Genomic DNA, 16,949 nt, shown 5'->3' with positions numbered 1-16,949 from the left:
CGGCCCGGATAGGGTGCGAGCCGTCGTGTCTGGCGTACCGTGAACTCTCCAGCGGCGCTCGACGCCCTCCCCCAGACCCCGCAGGAAGCAGGCAGGACCGGATGTCCCAGGCACGCAAGCTCGTGATCGTGGAGTCGCCCACGAAGGCTCGAAAGATCCAGAGCTACCTCGGCGACGACTACGAGGTCGAAGCCAGCGTCGGGCATATTCGCGACCTCCCGCAGCCCAAGGACCTGCCGGCGGAGATGAAGAAGGGCCCGTACGGCAAGTTCTCCGTCGACGTGGACAACGGGTTCGACCCGTACTACGTGGTCCACGCGGACAAGAAGAAGAAGGTCAGCGAGCTCAAGAAGGCGCTCAAGGACGCCGACGAGCTCTTCCTCGCGACCGATGAGGACCGCGAGGGCGAGGCCATCGCGTGGCACCTGATCCAGGAGCTCAAGCCCAAGGTCCCGGTCAAGCGCATGGTGTTCCACGAGATCACCCGTGACGCGATCCTCCGGGCCCTGGAGAACACGCGCGAGCTGGACCAGGACCTCGTGGACGCCCAGGAGACCCGGCGCATCCTCGACCGCCTGTACGGCTACGAGGTCTCCCCGGTGCTGTGGCGCAAGGTGCGGCAAGGTCTGTCCGCGGGCCGCGTGCAGTCGGTGGCGACGCGTCTCGTCGTCGAGCGGGAGCGCGAGCGTATGGCGTTCGTCTCAGCGGACTACTGGGACGTGGCGGGCACCTTCGCGGTCGCGGACGACGACGGCGGCGCCTCCGGGCAGCCGTCCTTCCGCGCCCGGCTCACCCAGCTCGCCGGCGAGAAGGTCGCCTCCGGCCGCGACTTCGACGACCGCGGACGGCTCAAGGTCCGCACCGGCGTCGTGCAGCTGAACGAGGCGACGGCGCACGCCGTCGTCGCCGGGCTCGAGACCGCCGACTTCTCGGTCCGCAGCCTGGAGACCAAGCCGTACACGCGCCGCCCGGCGGCGCCGTTCACCACCTCCACCATGCAGCAGGAGGCGGGCCGCAAGCTGCGGATGTCGTCGCGCCAGGCGATGCGTACCGCGCAGGGCCTGTACGAGAACGGCTACATCACGTACATGCGTACCGACAGCCCCTCGCTGTCGGCGGAGGCAACGAACGCCGCACGCCGTCAGGCCGCGGAGCTGTACGGCCCCGAGTACGTACCCGGTGCTCCCCGGCTCTACCAGTCCAAGTCGAAGGGCGCCCAGGAGGCGCACGAGGCGATCCGCCCGGCGGGTGACTCGTTCCGCACGCCCGCGCAGGTCGCCGGTGAGCTGAGCGGCGACCAGTTCCGTCTGTACGAGCTGATCTGGAAGCGCACGGTCGCGTCGCAGATGGCCGACGCGAAGGGCTCGACGGCATCCGTCCGGCTCGGCGCGGTCATCAGCGGCGGCGAGCAGGACGGCAACGAGGCGGTGTTCTCGGCGTCGGGCACGGTGATCTCGTTCCGCGGGTTCCTCGCGGCCTACGAGGAGAGCGCGGACGTCGACGTCGAGGCGGCCGACGGCGCCGCCGCGGCGAAGGAGACGCGTCTGCCGACGATGTCCGAGGGCGACGCGCTGGTCGGGACCGACCTCGCCGCCGACGGCCACTCGACGTCGCCGCCCGCGCGGTACACGGAGGCTTCGCTGGTCAAGGCGCTGGAGGAGCGGGGGATCGGCCGCCCGTCCACGTACGCCGCGACGATCTCGACCATCCAGGACCGCGGCTACGTGATCACGCGCGGCCAGGCGCTGGTGCCGACCTGGCTCGCGTTCGCGGTGGTCCGCCTGCTGGAGGAGCACTTCGACCGGCTGGTCGACTACGACTTCACGGCCACGATGGAGGCCGACCTCGACCAGATCGCCGCCGGGTCGCGGGAACGGGTCGCGTGGCTCAAGGAGTTCTACTTCGGCGAGGCCCCGGGCAACATGGGCACGTCCGATGCGCTCGGTGTGGACAGCGACGGCGGCGGCCTCCGTGCGCTCGTCGAGAACCTCGGTGAGATCGACGCCGCGGCGATCAACTCCGTCGAGATCGGCGAGGGCATCCGCGTGCGGGTGGGCCGGTACGGCCCGTACCTCGAGGACCTCGCGGCCGAGGTCGAGGAGGGCAAGACCCCGCCCCGCGCCTCCGTGCCCGACGACGTCGCGCCCGACGAGCTGACCGTCGCCAAGGCGCGTGAGCTGCTCGCGGCAGGGGCGGACGACGGCCGTGTGCTCGGCACGCACCCCGAGACGGGCAACCCGATCGTGGCGAAGAACGGCCGGTACGGCCCGTACGTCACGGAGCAGCTGCCCGAGCCGGACCTCGACCCCGGCCTGTCGGCCGCGGCGAAGAAGCGGGCGCTGGCTGCTCTGCCCAAGCCCAAGACCGCGTCGCTGCTCAAGTCGCAGGCCCTCGACTCGGTGACGCTGGAGGACGCCCTGCAGCTCATGTCGCTGCCGCGCGTGGTGGGCGTGGACCCGGAGTCGGGTGACGAGATCACCGCGCAGAACGGGCGCTACGGCCCGTACCTGAAGAAGGGCACGGACTCGCGCACCCTGCCGTCCGAGGAGGCCATGTTCACGGTCACCCTCGACGAGGCGCTGGAGATCTACAAGCAGCCCAAGCGGGGCCGCGGTCGGACGGCGACGCCGCCGCTGAAGGAGCTCGGGGACGACCCGAACAGCGGCAAGCCGATCCAGGTCAAGGACGGCCGCTTCGGCCCGTACGTGACCGACGGTGAGACCAACCGCACGCTGCCGCGCGACGTCACGCCGGAGTCGGTCACCGCGGAGCAGGCCATCGAGCTGCTCGCGGAGAAGCGCGCCCAGGGCCCGGCGAAGAAGCGCACGACGCGCACCGCCGCGGCCAAGAAGCCCGCCGCGAAGAAGGCACCGGCCAAGAAGGCACCGGCCAAGAAGGCGTCGAGCTCGAAGTAGCGTCGGTCGTGCGGGTCGCTGCGGTGACCTGCACGTCCGACCCGTCGGACCAGGCCTTCTCGCCAAGCGAGCCGTGCGCGCCGAGCGCACGATGGACGCATGGACGTCAACGAGCAGATCACGCCGATGACCGAGGACGAGTGCTGGGAGTTCCTCTCGATGCAGCCCATCGGGCGGCTCGGTACGGCCGTCGCCGGAGAGCCCGAGATCTTCCCGCTGAACTTCGCCACGGCGGACCGGAACATCTACTTCCACACGATCCCCGGCACCAAGGTCGCGGAGGTCGCGATCAACGAGAAGGTCGCCTTCGAGGTCGACCAGTGGGGTCCCGAGATCGCGTACAGCGTGGTCGTGAAGGGCACCGCGGAGATCCTGGAGAACGACGCCGACATCGCAGCGGCCGAGGCGACCAACCTGGTCAGCTACCTGGACGACACCCGGGACACCTGGGTGCGCATCACGCCCACGCGGGTGACCGGCCGCAGGCTGCGCCGCTGACCCGGTTCGGGCGCCGGCCCGGTGCACACGCCGGCCGGTCGATGTCGGTGGGCGCGGTTAGGGTTGCGGCGTGAACGCACCGGGCTACTTCATCTCCTTCGAGGGCGGCGAGGGCGTCGGCAAGTCGACACAGTCCCGCCTCCTCGGCGACTGGCTGGCCGACCTGACCGGCCGCGAGGTCGTGCTCACGTTCGAGCCGGGTGGCACCGCGCTCGGCAAGGAGCTGCGGGCCGCGGTCATGCACGGCCAGGACATGGGCCCGCGCGCCGAGGCGCTGATCTATGCGGCAGACCGCGCCCACCACGTCGAGACGGTCGTCCGGCCGGCCCTGGAGCGTGGCGCGGTGGTGGTCACGGACCGCTACCTCGACTCGTCCGTCGCGTACCAGTCGGGTGGCCGGGACCTGCCCGGCCACGAGGTGGAGCACCTGTCCCTGTGGGCCACGAAGGGCCTGCGGCCCGACGTCACCGTCCTGCTGGACCTCGAGCCCGGCGCCGCGGCGGCCCGCCGCGCCAAGGCCGAGGGCAAGGGCGCGCTGGACCGTCTGGAGCGAGCCGGCCTCGAGTTCCACACCCGGGTACGGGACACGTTTCTCCAGCGCGCCGCTGCCGACCCCGACCGCTGGGTGATCATCGACGCGAGGGCGCCGGTCGACGACATCCAGGCGCAGATCCGGGTGGACGTCTCGGCCCGGCTCGGCCTCACTCCGGTGGTGACGGAGGCCAGCAACCTGGCCGACGTCGGCGGAGCCACCGAGGCCGCCGGCGAGGACCGTTCATGACGGTGTGGGACGACGTCGTCGGGCAGGAGCATGCCGTCGCGGCGCTCCAGGGAGCCGTGGCGAACCCGGTGGCGATGACGCACGCGTGGCTGGTGACCGGTCCGCCGGGGTCCGGCCGCTCCGTCGCGGCCCGCGCGTTCGCGGCGGCGCTGCAGTGCCCCCAGGGCGGCTGCGGCACGTGCCAGGCGTGCACCACCACCATGGCGGGCACCCATCCGGACGTGACGCTGCTGGCCACGGAGAAGGTGGTCATCACCATCGACGAGGTGCGGGGCCTGATCATGACCGCGTCCCGGTCGCCGTCGGGCGGACGGTGGCGCGTGATCATCATCGAGGACGCCGACCGTATGGCGGAGCGCACCACCAACGTGCTGCTCAAGACCATCGAGGAGCCGCCACCGCACACCGTCTGGGTGCTGTGCGCGCCGTCGGTCCAGGACGTGCTGCCGACCATCCGGTCCCGCTGCCGCGCCGTGGTGCTGCGTGTGCCGCCGCCGCAGGCGGTCGCCGACCTGCTGGTGCGGCGTGACGGAGCCGATCCTGCGGTCGCCCTGAGCGCTGCCCGCGCGGCGCAGAGCCACGTCGGCCTGGCGAAGCGGCTGGCCCGTGACGCCGGCGCGCGCGAACGACGTACCGCCGTGCTGAGCATCGCGCGGCGCATCCGCGGTGTCGGGGACGCGGTGGTCGCGGCGGGCGAGCTCGTGGACGTGGCGAAGGCGGAGGCCGTGTCGGCCACCCAGGAGCGGGACGCGGCGGAGAAGGCCGAGCTGATGCGCGGGCTGGGCGTGGCCGACGGCGAGACGCTGCCGCCGCGCCTGCGTTCCCAGCTCAAGCAGCTGGAGGACGACCAGAAGCGGCGCGCCACACGGCACCAGCGCGACGTGCTCGACCGTGCCATGGTCGACCTGCTCTCCCTCTACCGGGACGTGCTCGTGGTGCAGCTCGGCGCGGAGGTCGACCTGGTGAACGCGGAGCTCGCCGAGACCGTGCGCTCGCTGGCCGCAGACTCCACCCCGGAGCAGACGGTGCGGCGGATGGACTCGATAGGTGTGGCGCGCACCCGTCTGGCCGGCAACGTCGCTCCGCTGCTCGCGCTCGAGGCGATGACGATAGCCCTGCGCCCGCAGGGGTGACCGGCGCGCGGGTCCGCCCGTGTGAAGATTTCGCACGGGTGAAGTTGAAGCGCCAAGGCAGATTGTCCCGGTTGGCGTCCATGGTTAGGCTGCGGGACGCCCCCAGAGCTTTTTCGTGCGACAAGGAGTCCACCGCCTGATGAGGATCCTCCTGCTGGTCTCAGCCTTCAACGGTCTCACCCAGCGGGTCTGGTGTTCCCTGAGGGAACAGGGGCACGACGTCGGCGTCGAGCTGGCCCCGACGTTCGAGTCGGGTGCCGCCATGACGCGGGCCGTCGAACGTGCCGACCCCGACCTGATCCTGTGCCCGTTCCTGAAGCACCGCGTGCCGGACACGATCTACGAGCGGTGGCCGACGGTCATCGTGCACCCCGGTCCCGTCGGCGACCGTGGGCCCTCGTCGCTGGACCACGCGATCCGGGACGGCCGCGACCGCTGGGGCGTCACCGCCCTGTCCGCGGTGGAGGAGCTGGATGCCGGCCCCGTGTGGGCCACGGCGGTGTTCGACATGCCCGACCAGCCGATCGCCAAGAGCGCGCTCTACAACAGCCGCGTCGCGGACGCCGCGATGGCCTGTATCGGCGAGGTGGTGCGCAAGGTGGCCGACGGCGAGCGGCCGATCCCGGCGGAGGCCTGCCTGCGGATCGTGCCCGTCGACGGCGAGCTGCCGCTGCTGCGCCGGGAGGACTTCCGCATCGACTGGAGCCGTCCCGCGACCGAGCTGGAGCGGCTCGTCGCGGCGGCCGACGGCGCCCCCGGCGCTCCCGCCGGCGTGAACGGCCGGTCGGTCTGCGTGTTCGACGCCGTCGCGTCGCCGGAGCACACCGGTGCCGCGCCCGGCACCGTGGTCGGCCGCAACCTCGACGCCGTGGCGATCGCCTGCGGCGTCGGCACGCTCTGGGTCGGCTACGCCGCCGAGCTCAGCGGACGTCGCGGTGCCAAGCTCCCGGCCGCCCAGGTGATCGACGCGAACGGCGCGCCGTTCCGCCGCGTCCCGGACGCCCTGGCGGAGACCACCTACGTGCGGGACGGCGCGGTCGGGTACCTGACGATCCGCTCGTACAGCGGCGCGATGTACACGGAGCAGTGCCGCCGCCTGACCAGCGCGGTCGAGAAGGCCCTCACCGAGGACACGCGGGTGCTCGTCATCAAGGGGACCGAGCACGCGTTCTCCAACGGGATCCACCTGGGCACCATCGACGCGTCGCCGGACCCGGCCGCCGAGGCCTGGGACAACATCTGCGCCATCGACGAGCTGTGCCTCGCCATCGCGACCGCCGAGCAGCTCACCGTCGCCGCGTTCACCGCGAACGCCGGTGCGGGCGGCGTCATGGCGGGGCTCTGCGCCGACGTGACCCTCGCCCGCGAGGGCGTCGTCCTCAACCCGTACTACGACATGGGGATCTACGGCTCCGAGCTGCACTCCTGGAGCGTCCCGGCGCGCGTCGGAGAGCACCGTGCATCGCTGCTCCTGAACCGCAAGCTGCCGATCTCGGTGGCCGAGGCAGCACGCATCGGGCTGATCAGCGCCGTCGGGCCGCGGGAGTGGGGCGAGTTCAACACCTGGCTGTCGTCGGCCGCCCAGGGGTACGAGGAGCCGGCCACGCTCGGCTGGATGCTCGCCGCCCGTGCGGAGCGCCGGGCCACGGACCGGCCGCTGTCGTACTACCAGACGATCGAGCTGGCCGAGATGGCGCGCGACTTCTTCGACGACCGCAACGCCTTCTCGGTGCACCGCCGCGCCTTCCTGCGCAAGACGGCGGCCGACTCCACCCCCGAGAAGCTTCGCTTCTCCACCGCCCGCGTGTGAGCCGCCGACGCGCGTGATGTCGCGCGAACGCGGATGATCGGTGGCAGATCGGGTGACCGGTGGCTCGGGCCGCCGGTCACCTGACATGTCATGGATCATGGGGTGTGGTGCAAGACACGTGTCGCCCGCCACATGACCAGGGTGGAGGCGTCGCAACCCTGCGACGCACACCCGGTGGTGTCAGGCGAGTGGAAGGATCTGGGCATGAACATCAGGCGGATGGACCGATCCGGTGCGACGGCACGACCTCTGGTACGTGCTGGCGCGGCGGCCCTGGGCCTCGGCGTGACGGCGGCGCTCGCGCTGTCGGGGTGCGCACAGTCCGACGTCGGGGGCTCCGAGGCGGCGGACTCGAGCGCCACCACGTCCCCTTCACCGGAGGAGAGCGACATGACCAGCCCTGGCCCGACGGATGACACGGGTGAGACCGGCGGAGCGGGCAAGGACGGCAGGCTGCCGCAGGCCGCCGACATGGAGGTCGCGGCAGGGAACTCCGGACGCGGTCTGCCGCCGGGCCTGGAGGGCAGCACCAGCTCGACGGTCGGTGCGGCCTGGGCGCCCGTGGAGGGCCTGCTGTACGTCGTGACGAACGGGTCCAGCTCGTGCCCCACGTTCGCGGAGCCGGAGGCGACCCTCGGTTCGGGCGGCAAGAGGGGTGGGGTCGACGCGGAGAACGGCGTGCTCACCGTGCAGCTCGTGCCGCCGAGCGACGGCATCTGCACCATGGACTTCGTGCCCACGACCACGGTGGTCGAGGTGCCGGCGGAGGCTGACACCGGCGAGCCCGTACCGGTCGTGCTGGGCGACAAGGGCACGGTCGAGCTCGAGCCCCGCCCCGCAGAGGGCGAGCCGGGACCGGTGGCGTGGCTCGACTCGTGAGGGTCGCGTGTCGGTTCGCCAACGGGTAAGAAATCTACCCAGCACAACCGATAGGTTGTGCGGGTGATTCGCCCCGCCCGCCGTCGTCAGCCCGCGGCCGTCGTCGCCACGCTGCTCACCACCGTTCTCCTGCTCGCCGCCTGTGGTGCACCGCCCAAGGTGCAGACGGCGCTGGAGGACGTGGGCAAGTCGGACGGCTCGGCGACGGTGGGTGCGCCGAAAGGCTTCGAGGACTACTACGGCCAGTCGCTGGAGTGGACCGACTGTGGCGAGGGCTTCCAGTGCGCCACCGCCTCCGCGCCGCTCTCCTGGCAGGACGCTGGGTCCGGCAGCATCGAGATCGCGCTCAAGCGCATTCCCGCCTCGGGGCAGAAGGTGGGATCGCTGCTGGTCAACCCGGGCGGGCCGGGCGGCTCGGGCGTGGACTTCGTGGGTGACCCGGCGCGGTTCGGGCAGTCGCTGCGCTCGTCGTTCGACATCGTGGGCTTCGACCCCCGCGGGGTGGGGCAGTCGACGCCCGTGAAGTGCTACGACGACGCGGGCAAGGACGAGTTCCTCAGCACCGACTTCCCGTACACGGAGGAAGGGCTGGCCGCCCGGAAGGACGCGGTCCGGGACTGGGGCCAGGCGTGTGCCGAGAACACCGGTCCGCTCCTGGAGCACGTGGACACGCAGTCCGCCGCGCGCGACATGGACATGCTCCGGGGCGCGCTCGGTGACGACAAGCTCAACTTCCTCGGCTTCTCCTACGGCACCCAGCTCGGGGCCACCTATGCGGGGCTGTTCCCGAAGCGGACCGGGCGGCTGGTGCTCGACGGCGCGCTCGACACGACGCTGGGCTCGGACGAGGTGGCGCTGCAGCAGGCCGAGGGCTTCGAGAGCGCTCTGCGCGCGTACGTGACCGACTGCCAGGCGGGCAGCAGCTGCCCGCTCACCGGTGACGTCGACAGCGGTCTGCAGCAGATCCAGTCGATCGTCGAGGACGCGGAACCCAACCCGATCCCGACGTCGTCCGGGCGCTCCGTGACGAAGAAGCTCGCGTTCTACGGCGTGGCCGTGACGATGTACGACGAGGGATCCTGGTCGTTCCTCACGCAGGCCCTGCAGGAGGTCCTGTGGGAGGGCACCGGCGACGACCTGCTCTACCTGGCGGACGTCTACAACGACCGCAACGAGGACGGCACGTTCAAGTCCAACAGCGAGGAGGCGTTCCGCGCGATCAACTGCGCCGACTCCCGCGCCGAGGAGGACATGGCCAAGATGCAGCAGCTCGCCGCCGAGATCGAGGCGGCGGCGCCCACCCTCGGCGAGTCGTTCGGGTACTCCGGCATCGAGTGCACCGACTGGCCGTACCCGCCGGCCAAGCAGAAGTTCGACCCTGCGGCGAAGGGCGCACCGCCCATCGTCGTGGTCGGGACCACCAACGACCCCGCCACCCCGTACCGCTGGGCCGAGTCGCTCGCGAAGACGCTCTCGTCGGGCACCCTGGTGACGTACGAGGGTGAGGGGCACACGGCGTACGGCCGGTCCAACACCTGCATCAGCACGGCGGTCGAGGACTACCTGGTGGAGGGCAAGGTGCCGGAGGACGGCCTCGCCTGCTGACCGTCCGGAGCCCGGATCCCACGGGTCGAGGACGTCACACGGTTTCACTTTGAAACCTGGGCCTTCCATTGGGTACAGTGAGGGCCGCTCACCGATCCGGTTCGTACCGGCTCGCGGTGCGCACGCCGCCTTAGCTCAGTCGGTAGAGCATCTCACTCGTAATGAGAAGGTCGTCAGTTCGATTCTGACAGGCGGCTCCGCCATGGAAACCCCGTCCCACCAGGCCATATGTGCCGAGGTGGGGCGGGGTTTCTTGCGTCCTACGCGCCGTTGCGCTCATCTCGTGCACCCCCCGCGCTCCCCAGGCCGTCATTCAGCTTGTTCAGGCCCGCCTTGTCGGCGTCGGTCCCGAGGAAGTGCAGGTACCGGTTCGTGGTCGCGATCGACTCGTGTCCGCACCACGCCTGCACCGTCCCAGGCTCCACACCACGGGACAGCCAGAGGCACACGGCCGTGTGCCGCAGGTCGTGCAGGCGTCGGCCCTGACCGGTCGTCTCCCAGGCGAGAGTCCGAACGGTAGCCGTGCACCAGAGCTGCGACCCGCCCGACGACGTGAACAGCAGATCATGTGGCGTCCGGCCGTCCGCCAGCTCTTGCACGATCGACAGCACGCGATCTGCGAGCGGGACACGACGCATCGACCGGCCCTTGGTGGCCTTGGCCGGCGAGCCCTCGGGCTGGCTGCGACGCACCATCAGACCCGGGGTCGGGACCTCGACGAAGTTCGCCACCTGCATCGAACGTACCTCGCCCCAGCGCAGACCCGTCCAGCCCATCACGAGCAGGACGTCAGCCAGACGTTCGTCCTTCATCCGCCAGGTCAGGTAGGCCGCCTCCAGCCCGCTCTCAGTGAACGGGTCCATCTCGTCCACTGCTCGCGCGCAACATTGCGATGGACGACCGCATCGGCACGACTAGCGATCACCTCGCCGTCCTGCGGTGGACCGCCACCAGCGCACCCCAGGCGCTGGGCGAAGTCGAAGCCCTCTGTGACGACGCCGAGACCGCCGCCGCACTCACAGCCGAGCCGACGCACGGTACACATGACTTGCTGGCTCGCTGCCACCAGGGCGGCAAGCCGGTAGTGATCGTCAGCAACAATGCCGAAGTTGCGATCCGTGCCTACCTGGAACGTTGGGTGCTCTCACCCTACGTGGTTGCTGTTGTCGGCCGACCAGTACATAGGCCCAACCTCATGAAGCCCAATACGTACACCGTTGACGAAGCGCTGCGACTCCTCCAGGTCCAACCTGGACGTGCCGTGTTCATCGGAGACTCCGTATCCGACGTCCAAGTCTCGCGGGCGACTGCTGTTCCGTGCATCGGCTATGCAAAGACACCGCGTCGTGGTACTGAACTTCGAGTTGCCGGTGCTAACGCCCTTGTTGCTGACATGAGCAGTCTCGCCACTCAGAGAGCCTGACTCGACAGCAAGCAGGCTGGACCGGTCGCCAAACCGGAGTGCAACCGCCATTCTTCCTCTATGGAAAAAAGCGACCGTAACGCCGAGGCAGCCTTCGACCCCGAGTCGGAGTTCGACTTTGACCCCGAAGAGGACCGGGCAGACAGGGTCGGGATCACTTTCGTTCCGGTGGATGACTTCGACAAGGTGCAAGGCGACGAATGGGTCGCGATCCAAGCAGATGGCACAGCGTGGAAGCGGGGCTGGCTTGATCACGCGATCGAACGTGCGTCGGATCCCCGGTCCGAAGGCCCGGCCATCATTCTTCGTGAGAGCCGGAAGAGCGTCGAGTGGGGCGCCAGCGGGGCATCGGTCGAGTACCTCGCACACGTAGGTAGCACGTTCTACGATGCCGCAGTTGCATATGGGGTCGGCAAGCTGATCGAAGAGATGGGCAAACGTCTTGCCGCAAGGTGGCGCGATACCGACGGCGAGGACCTCACGATCAGTGAGGAGGAGGCGACACACGCTGCTCGTTGGCGGCTCGCTACCCGTTACGAGGTGCAAGACGCCGACTTCATCCTCCAGTCGATCGAGACAGAAGGGCCCACTGCGACCATGTGCTTCGTGCGCCGCGAGTCTGGCGCAGAGTATGAAGTCACGGTTCGAAAGGGACGCGGGGGTACTCACCTGGTCCGGTGTAAGCGGAGGCTGCCGCCAGCCCCGTGAGGACTTTCTTTACTGGCTCAAGGCGCGCCTGCGGCGCGCTGGGCCGTGCGGCCGGCGGGGGCCCGCGATGGGGCCCCGCGCTCCGGGCGCTTCGCGCCCTGCGCGCACCCCACCGCACCCCGACGGCCTACCGGCCCGGAACATGACGAAGACGGTCCCGACTCAGTGGTCGAGACCGTCTCTCGTTGTGCAGCTCGCGTCCGACTGCCTGACTACTGGGCGTCCACCGGCTCCATCGGGTCGTGCCAACGCCTGAAATAGCGCTCGATCGCCTCCGGGCGAGCGAGGTCCAGTTCCAGCCACTCGCCAGCAGCCATCCTTAGCCGGTCCTCGCAGAGCGCACGGTCGCCGTCGATCCGCGGATCATCATTGATGTCGGTCAGGTTCGCCCACAGGAGATATGCCGCCGCGCCGTGCTCGGCATCGAACATGACTTCGTCAGCGGCAATCTCGTCCATGCCGTCGATGCCGACCCAGTACGGATCACTCGAAGCAAGGACCTGATGCGCCGTGCTCGTCATGATGGCGTAGAGCTCGAAGTCAGCGTCGCTGGATGCCATGGCCGAACTGTAGACACAGTGCCAGCACAGCTCACCGCCGCTCCCAGGAAACCCTCCGAGACGCACCCACCAAGTGCCTCCGGCGGGCACCCGGGAATCAAGAGGATCGAGGGAGCCGCGGTGCCCCTGTTCCTCCGTCATCCATTGGCTTGATCGGGACCCTGACACCGAACCCGCCGCCAGCGCAACAGGCCCCGCCGACACCCAGCACCACCGCACCGACGCCCGATGAGCGGGACCTGTTGCACTGACGGCAGAACCGATGTCCGAGACGTGCCCCGCGCCAACGGATGACGGAGGAACAGGGGCCCCGAAGTAGGAGCATGTTGGGTCACAGACCTGCGACGACAGCCCCGAATTCGTGCACCCCCCGCGCACCCCCGACGAGCGGTCGTGTAGTTCGAGCGCACCACATGCACGCGAAACCAAGCCGGAGAAGCGGCCCGCAGGCCTCCGGGACGTTCTCGTAATGAGAAGGTCGTCAGTTCGATTCTGACAGGCGGCTCAGCCAGCAGAAGGCCCGGAACCTCAGTGGTTTCGGGCCTTCTGCATGCGTCGCCGCCGAGCTGCGGATCAAACTCTCTACATCTAAGGTTATCTGTAGAGAGTTTGACCCACCCGCTCCAGGAAGGCCCCGGTGCACGATCTACTCGCTCAACGCGGTCCGTTCCGTACTGCTGAGGCGCGCGCTCAAGGGATCAACGCGCGGACGCTGCGCGCCTGGGTGGATACCGGCCTTGTTGCTCAGATCGCGCGCGGGTGGTACCAGCCGACGGATACCGAGGTGGGGGATCCTGATCTGATCGAGATCGTCACCAGGTCTCCGCGAGCGACGATCTGCCTCACGAGCGCCCTGGCCCAGTACGACCTGGTGGACGATATCCCAGCGGCGTACGACCTCGCCCTCCCGCGCGGCGCACACAAACCGGTGCTGGCTACGCGAGTCGCATGGCGATCGTTCGACGCCGAGACGTTCTATCTGGAGCGCAGGATCGAGCAGGTCAGCGGTGTCGCCGTTCCGATCTACTCACCCGCCCGAAGCGTCGTCGACGCCTTTCGTATGCGGGGCTACGAGGGCTACGAGACAGCGACCACCGCGTTGCGCCGTTGGCTCCTTAGGCGCGGGAATCAGCCCTCCGAACTGCTCCGCATCGCCCGTCAGCTGCCCCGTGCCGAGGGGCCGCTCCGTACCGCTCTGGAGATATTGACGTGACCGAGAGTGCGACGGCCACCACAGTTGAGCAGGCTAGAGCGACCTATCTCGCGCTGCGGAGGGTGGCCAAGGAGGAAGGCGTTAACTTCGCCGAGGCGCTTGTCCTCTACAAGCTCGAGCGCACGCTGCACAGGCTTACGCGGACCGTCTACCGAGACAAGTTCGTCCTCAAGGGTGGCTTCCTACTGGCGGCGTATGTCGAGCGTCGCCCGACCAAGGACATCGATGCGATGTTGAGTAACCTCAGCCTGGATGAGGCCACCGTTCGCCAGGTCTGCCGTGCCGTCATCGCAGTGGACGAGCCGGACGGGCTGACGTACGACGTCGAGACGCTGACGGTCACCGAGATTCGCGAGAACGACGACTACACCGGCTTCCGTGCCGCCATGACCTGCAACCTGCACACCGACAGGCAGAAGATTGCCTTCGACTTCTCGGCCGGTGACCCTGTGGCACCGCCGGCGGTCGACGTCGTGCTGCCGGGGATGCTCGGTCAGGACGTGGTCGTGCGCGGCTATGTGCCCGCGATGATCGTCGCCGAGAAGTACGTCACCGCACTGGCGCGTGGTGAGACGAACACCCGCTGGCGTGACTTCGTGGACCTCTACACCATAGGTAGAACCATTGCGCTCGACCCGGACGAGCTCCGGACGTCGTTGCGTGTGGTCGCCGAACATCGAGGTGTAGTCCTGGCCCCTCTTGCCCAAACGATCGACCTAGTAATGTTTGCTGAGGTTGCACAGGCTCGGTACATCGCCTGGCGACGCAAGCACGGGCTCTCTGAACTTGCACCCGAACGATTCTCCGACCTCCTCACCGCGATCGGGAGGTTCATCGACCCCGTACTGGCTGTTCGACCGAATGGCTTGCGAGGTTAAGAGCGGCACGGCGTACGTGGCCGACACGGAGGAACTCTCGGACCTCGCGTGGGCTACGCCGGACCAGTTCAGCGACTACGTGCCCTACGGCTTCGCACCGGTGGTCCAGGGCTATCTCGCAGCGGTCATGGCCTTAGTCAATTGCGGGGCGAACGCTCTGACGTGCCCACGGAATCAGATACTCCCGGACGAAGTCGTCCAGGAGTCTGCAATGCTGGGTCATATACGGCATGTGCGGGCTATAGACGGAGTGCATGTCGTCGTACTTGGTGCCGTCGCCGAAGCCCTTGACACGTGGCCGGAACCACGGTTCCAGATCCTTGACGCCGTCCGGGCTGTCGGCTGGCGCATCGAACCCAACCATTAGTACTGAAAGGTACGACTTTGATCTGGAAACGTCCGCCCATTCGGTGTCGGATAGGCCTGATGGTCTGACGTCGTCGAGCCCGTCCTCGCGTGTGTTCTCCGCCCCGCCGACGGCACAGCCGCCCTCTGTGTGACAGCGCGCCGTCGGCCTGCGCCCTGGCCTACCCGGGCGGTGCCGGGATCGGCTCCTCGGCCGCACGGCTCACGGCCTCCCACTCCTTCCAGGTCCGCCGCCGCTCGTCGGTGACGTCGAACGCGATGTCGTAGGCGGTGCCGCCGAGGAGCAGCCGGCGCGGTGGGCGAGGGCTCGCGGTGAGCTCGAGGATCGCCGCGGCGGCACGCTTCGGGTCGCTGTCGACACTGTTCTCGGCGAACTGCGCGGCCAGGTGGTCGCGCAGCCCGTCGTACTCGGGCAGGGGTGTCGCGGTGTCCATCGCGGTGTAGAGGTCGGTCCAGTAGCCGCCCGGCTGGACGATCGTCACGTCGACGCCGAAGTCGGCGAGCTCGTGCGCCACGGCCTCGCTCAAGCCCTCCAGCGCGAACTTGCTCGCGCTGTACAGCCCGGTGCCGGCGAAGCCGGCCAGGCCGCCGATGCTGGAGACCTGGATGAGGTGGCCGGACCGTTGCCGGCGGAGCACCGGGGCCACTGCCTGGGTCACCCAGACGGCGCCGAAGAAGTTGGTCTCCAGCTGGGCGCGGACCTGCGCCTCGGTGAACTCCTCGACGAACCCGTACGACATGGTCCCGGCGTTGTTGATCACGATGTCGAGCCGTCCGAAGGCGTCGACGGCCTGCTGGACGGCCGCGCGGACCGACGCCGGGTCACGGACGTCGGCGGTGATCTGGACCAGGCCGTCGCGCTGGTCGTCGTCCCGGATCGTGCGCGATACGGCGGCGACCTGGTCACCCGCGGCCAGGGCCGCATCGGTGAAAGCACGGCCGAGGCCACGGCTCGCCCCGGTGATGAACCAGGTGCGACGCCGCGGGGTGGTGGTCGGTTCGTTCATGGAGATCCCCTCACAGTTGGCGAGACGGTGCGTCTCGTTAAAGACTATGGCAGCGCTAGCTCGTTTTGTCAATACGCAACGTCTCGTCTTGGTGGGATATCGTTCATGCATGCCGACCGCACAGCAGGCGTCCACCGGGCGACGTCGCAACCCCGCCACCCGCGCGGCGATCCTCGCCACGACCTTCGACGTCGTCGCCGAGCTCGGCTATGCGCGGCTGACCATCGAGAAGGTGGCTGCCCGGGCCGGCGTCGGCAAGCAGACGATCTACCGGTGGTGGCCCACCAAGGGTGCCCTGGTGCTGGACGCCGTCCTCGAGCGCTCGCTGGGGCCGGGGGAGCCGGTGGACCTGCCTGACACGGGTGACCTCGAGGAAGACCTGACGGCCGTGCTGGTCGCCACCGTCGAGGAGTTCGCCGACCCCGCGTTCGACCGTGCCCTGCGTGGTCTCACCGCGGCGATCATCGAGGACCCCGAGCTCGGTCAGGCCTATCGCGAGCGGCTGGACGAGCCCATGCGGGAGCTCAAGCGGCGGCGGCTGCGCCGGGCGCAGGAGGTGGGCCAGCTCGACGTCGACGTCGACCTGGACCTGGCCGTGGACCTGATCTTCGCGCCGGTCACGCGCCGCTGGACGGAACGGTCCGGCGACCTCACGCCCGAGGGCGTGCGGGCGATCGTCCGGCACGCGCTGCGAGGGCTGGCGGGCTCCGCCTAGCGGGAGTGCGCGGCGCGCCGGCGTCGTCGCGCCGACCGGATCTCCCCGGCGGCGCGGTGCAGGGCCCACCCGAGCACTGCACCCAGGGCGTAAAACGGCAGGTCCGGCGCGTTGAAGGTGGTGCCGAGCACCAGCCGCGCGAGCGTGCTGTGCGCGCCCAGCTCGGCGGGGACACCGGTGAGCTGGAAGAGCTCGACCGTCACGCTTACCCCGAACGCCACCGCAGCAGCCACCCAGGCCCGGCTGCGCGGCGCCACCACGAGCACGAGCCAGAAGATCAGCAGCGCGTAGAGCGCGTCACCCGCATACTTCGCGAGGTCGCCGCCGAGCACCGACCGCACGGACAGCCCTGCTGCCACCGTCATGCCGGCCGCGAGAGCCGCTACCACCCGACGCCGGAGCCGGTCCCTCGACTCATCCGCCATACGGGCCGCTCAGGTGCGCGGCGTCGCGGATCG

General features: G+C 69.3%; 17 protein-coding genes and 1 tRNA gene. 14 read left to right on the top strand and 4 right to left on the bottom strand.

Going from position 1 to position 16,949, the window contains the following annotated elements; translation table 11 throughout:
- The first annotated feature begins 101 nt into the window (after nt 1-101).
- The 8 genes from topA (at nt 102) to LUM46_RS00895 (ending at nt 9,818) form a co-directional block, all read left to right on the top strand.
- On the top strand, nt 102-2,915 hold the full coding sequence (topA, locus tag LUM46_RS00930) for a type I DNA topoisomerase (RefSeq protein WP_274991690.1): 2,814 nt from the start codon (nt 102-104) through the stop codon (nt 2,913-2,915).
- Nucleotides 2,916-3,014: 99 nt separating this feature from the next.
- Nucleotides 3,015-3,413, top strand: a complete 399-nt coding sequence (locus LUM46_RS00925) for a pyridoxamine 5'-phosphate oxidase family protein (RefSeq protein WP_274991689.1) — start codon at nt 3,015-3,017, stop codon at nt 3,411-3,413.
- A gap of 70 nt (nt 3,414-3,483) precedes the next feature.
- The gene (tmk, locus tag LUM46_RS00920; protein ID WP_274991688.1) at nt 3,484-4,194 is read left to right on the top strand and encodes a dTMP kinase; all 711 of its coding nucleotides are present in this window, start codon (nt 3,484-3,486) and stop codon (nt 4,192-4,194) included.
- On the top strand, nt 4,191-5,327 hold the full coding sequence (locus tag LUM46_RS00915; protein WP_274991687.1) for a DNA polymerase III subunit delta': 1,137 nt from the start codon (nt 4,191-4,193) through the stop codon (nt 5,325-5,327). Before tmk ends, LUM46_RS00915 begins: the two co-directional genes overlap by 4 nt.
- A 139-nt stretch (nt 5,328-5,466) precedes the next feature.
- Nucleotides 5,467-7,137 (top strand): enoyl-CoA hydratase-related protein, encoded by a 1,671-nt coding sequence (locus LUM46_RS00910; protein ID WP_274991686.1) that lies wholly within the window; start codon nt 5,467-5,469, stop codon nt 7,135-7,137.
- A 204-nt stretch (nt 7,138-7,341) separates the two neighbouring features.
- Complete coding sequence (locus LUM46_RS00905; protein WP_274991685.1) at nt 7,342-8,016, top strand: hypothetical protein; 675 nt, start codon at nt 7,342-7,344, stop codon at nt 8,014-8,016.
- 63 nt (nt 8,017-8,079) lie between these two features.
- Nucleotides 8,080-9,621, top strand: coding sequence for an alpha/beta hydrolase (locus LUM46_RS00900; RefSeq protein ID WP_274991684.1), 1,542 nt, complete (start codon nt 8,080-8,082; stop codon nt 9,619-9,621).
- Between the two features lie 124 nt (nt 9,622-9,745).
- Nucleotides 9,746-9,818: transfer RNA gene (locus LUM46_RS00895), tRNA-Thr, on the top strand.
- 63 nt (nt 9,819-9,881) lie between these two features.
- On the opposite strand, the gene LUM46_RS00890 is transcribed toward LUM46_RS00895, so the two are convergent.
- Nucleotides 9,882-10,484: a tyrosine-type recombinase/integrase gene (locus tag LUM46_RS00890; RefSeq protein ID WP_274991683.1), complete on the bottom strand. Its 603-nt coding sequence runs from the start codon at nt 10,482-10,484 to the stop codon at nt 9,882-9,884.
- A 29-nt stretch (nt 10,485-10,513) separates the two neighbouring features.
- Here LUM46_RS00890 and LUM46_RS00885 point away from each other — a divergent pair, with 29 nt between their 5' ends.
- Together LUM46_RS00885 and LUM46_RS00880 are read left to right on the top strand one after the other, a co-directional pair.
- A complete protein-coding gene (locus LUM46_RS00885; protein WP_274991682.1) occupies nt 10,514-11,044 on the top strand; it encodes an HAD family hydrolase in 531 nt (176 codons plus the stop codon).
- 60 nt (nt 11,045-11,104) lie between these two features.
- On the top strand, nt 11,105-11,752 hold the full coding sequence (locus tag LUM46_RS00880; RefSeq protein ID WP_274991681.1) for a hypothetical protein: 648 nt from the start codon (nt 11,105-11,107) through the stop codon (nt 11,750-11,752).
- A gap of 212 nt (nt 11,753-11,964) precedes the next feature.
- Here LUM46_RS00880 and LUM46_RS00875 read toward each other — a convergent pair whose 3' ends face one another.
- Nucleotides 11,965-12,312 carry a hypothetical protein gene (locus LUM46_RS00875; RefSeq protein WP_274991679.1) on the bottom strand — a complete coding sequence of 116 codons (348 nt, stop codon included), beginning with the start codon at nt 12,310-12,312 and terminating at the stop codon, nt 11,965-11,967.
- Nucleotides 12,313-12,949: 637 nt separating this feature from the next.
- Between LUM46_RS00875 and LUM46_RS00870 the strand changes: the two genes are divergently transcribed.
- The 3 genes from LUM46_RS00870 to LUM46_RS00860 are packed head-to-tail and all read left to right on the top strand — an operon-like array spanning nt 12,950 to nt 14,770.
- The gene (locus LUM46_RS00870) at nt 12,950-13,525 is read left to right on the top strand and encodes a type IV toxin-antitoxin system AbiEi family antitoxin domain-containing protein (protein ID WP_274991677.1); all 576 of its coding nucleotides are present in this window, start codon (nt 12,950-12,952) and stop codon (nt 13,523-13,525) included.
- Entirely contained in the window at nt 13,522-14,403 is an 882-nt protein-coding gene (locus LUM46_RS00865; protein ID WP_274991676.1) for a nucleotidyl transferase AbiEii/AbiGii toxin family protein, read from the top strand. Before LUM46_RS00870 ends, LUM46_RS00865 begins: the two co-directional genes overlap by 4 nt.
- A gap of 16 nt (nt 14,404-14,419) precedes the next feature.
- The gene (locus LUM46_RS00860) at nt 14,420-14,770 is read left to right on the top strand and encodes a hypothetical protein (protein ID WP_274991675.1); all 351 of its coding nucleotides are present in this window, start codon (nt 14,420-14,422) and stop codon (nt 14,768-14,770) included.
- 160 nt (nt 14,771-14,930) lie between these two features.
- Here LUM46_RS00860 and LUM46_RS00855 read toward each other — a convergent pair whose 3' ends face one another.
- Nucleotides 14,931-15,776 carry an SDR family NAD(P)-dependent oxidoreductase gene (locus LUM46_RS00855; protein ID WP_274991674.1) on the bottom strand — a complete coding sequence of 282 codons (846 nt, stop codon included), beginning with the start codon at nt 15,774-15,776 and terminating at the stop codon, nt 14,931-14,933.
- 109 nt (nt 15,777-15,885) lie between these two features.
- On the opposite strand from LUM46_RS00855, the gene LUM46_RS00850 reads away from it, so the two are divergent.
- On the top strand, nt 15,886-16,491 hold the full coding sequence (locus tag LUM46_RS00850; protein ID WP_274991673.1) for a TetR/AcrR family transcriptional regulator: 606 nt from the start codon (nt 15,886-15,888) through the stop codon (nt 16,489-16,491).
- Here the strand turns inward: LUM46_RS00850 and LUM46_RS00845 are convergent.
- Entirely contained in the window at nt 16,488-16,916 is a 429-nt protein-coding gene (locus LUM46_RS00845) for a ribosomal maturation YjgA family protein (protein WP_274991671.1), read from the bottom strand. The two genes, LUM46_RS00850 and LUM46_RS00845, sit on opposite strands and share 4 nt — an antisense overlap.
- Nucleotides 16,917-16,949: the final 33 nt, after the last annotated feature.

It is taken from the genome of Promicromonospora iranensis, assembly GCF_028994805.1.
GTDB classification, from domain to species: Bacteria; Actinomycetota; Actinomycetes; order Actinomycetales; family Cellulomonadaceae; genus Promicromonospora; species Promicromonospora iranensis.
The sequence above is the reverse complement of the archived record's forward strand: the minus strand, read 5'-3'. Positions and strand labels throughout refer to the sequence as shown.

What these genes read in the sequence shown, in the direction of transcription:
- LUM46_RS00845 (WP_274991671.1), bottom strand. Translation starts at nt 16,916, where the DNA reads ATGGCGGATGAGTCGAGGGACCGGCTCCGGCGTCGGGTGGTAGCGGCT.
- LUM46_RS00855 (WP_274991674.1), bottom strand. Translation starts at nt 15,776, where the DNA reads ATGAACGAACCGACCACCACCCCGCGGCGTCGCACCTGGTTCATCACC.
- LUM46_RS00910 (WP_274991686.1), top strand. Translation starts at nt 5,467, where the DNA reads ATGAGGATCCTCCTGCTGGTCTCAGCCTTCAACGGTCTCACCCAGCGG.
- LUM46_RS00850 (WP_274991673.1), top strand. Translation starts at nt 15,886, where the DNA reads ATGCCGACCGCACAGCAGGCGTCCACCGGGCGACGTCGCAACCCCGCC.
- topA (WP_274991690.1), top strand. Translation starts at nt 102, where the DNA reads ATGTCCCAGGCACGCAAGCTCGTGATCGTGGAGTCGCCCACGAAGGCT.
- LUM46_RS00915 (WP_274991687.1), top strand. Translation starts at nt 4,191, where the DNA reads ATGACGGTGTGGGACGACGTCGTCGGGCAGGAGCATGCCGTCGCGGCG.
- LUM46_RS00885 (WP_274991682.1), top strand. Translation starts at nt 10,514, where the DNA reads ATGGACGACCGCATCGGCACGACTAGCGATCACCTCGCCGTCCTGCGG.
- LUM46_RS00890 (WP_274991683.1), bottom strand. Translation starts at nt 10,484, where the DNA reads ATGGACCCGTTCACTGAGAGCGGGCTGGAGGCGGCCTACCTGACCTGG.
- LUM46_RS00880 (WP_274991681.1), top strand. Translation starts at nt 11,105, where the DNA reads ATGGAAAAAAGCGACCGTAACGCCGAGGCAGCCTTCGACCCCGAGTCG.
- LUM46_RS00905 (WP_274991685.1), top strand. Translation starts at nt 7,342, where the DNA reads ATGAACATCAGGCGGATGGACCGATCCGGTGCGACGGCACGACCTCTG.
- LUM46_RS00875 (WP_274991679.1), bottom strand. Translation starts at nt 12,312, where the DNA reads ATGGCATCCAGCGACGCTGACTTCGAGCTCTACGCCATCATGACGAGC.
- LUM46_RS00925 (WP_274991689.1), top strand. Translation starts at nt 3,015, where the DNA reads ATGGACGTCAACGAGCAGATCACGCCGATGACCGAGGACGAGTGCTGG.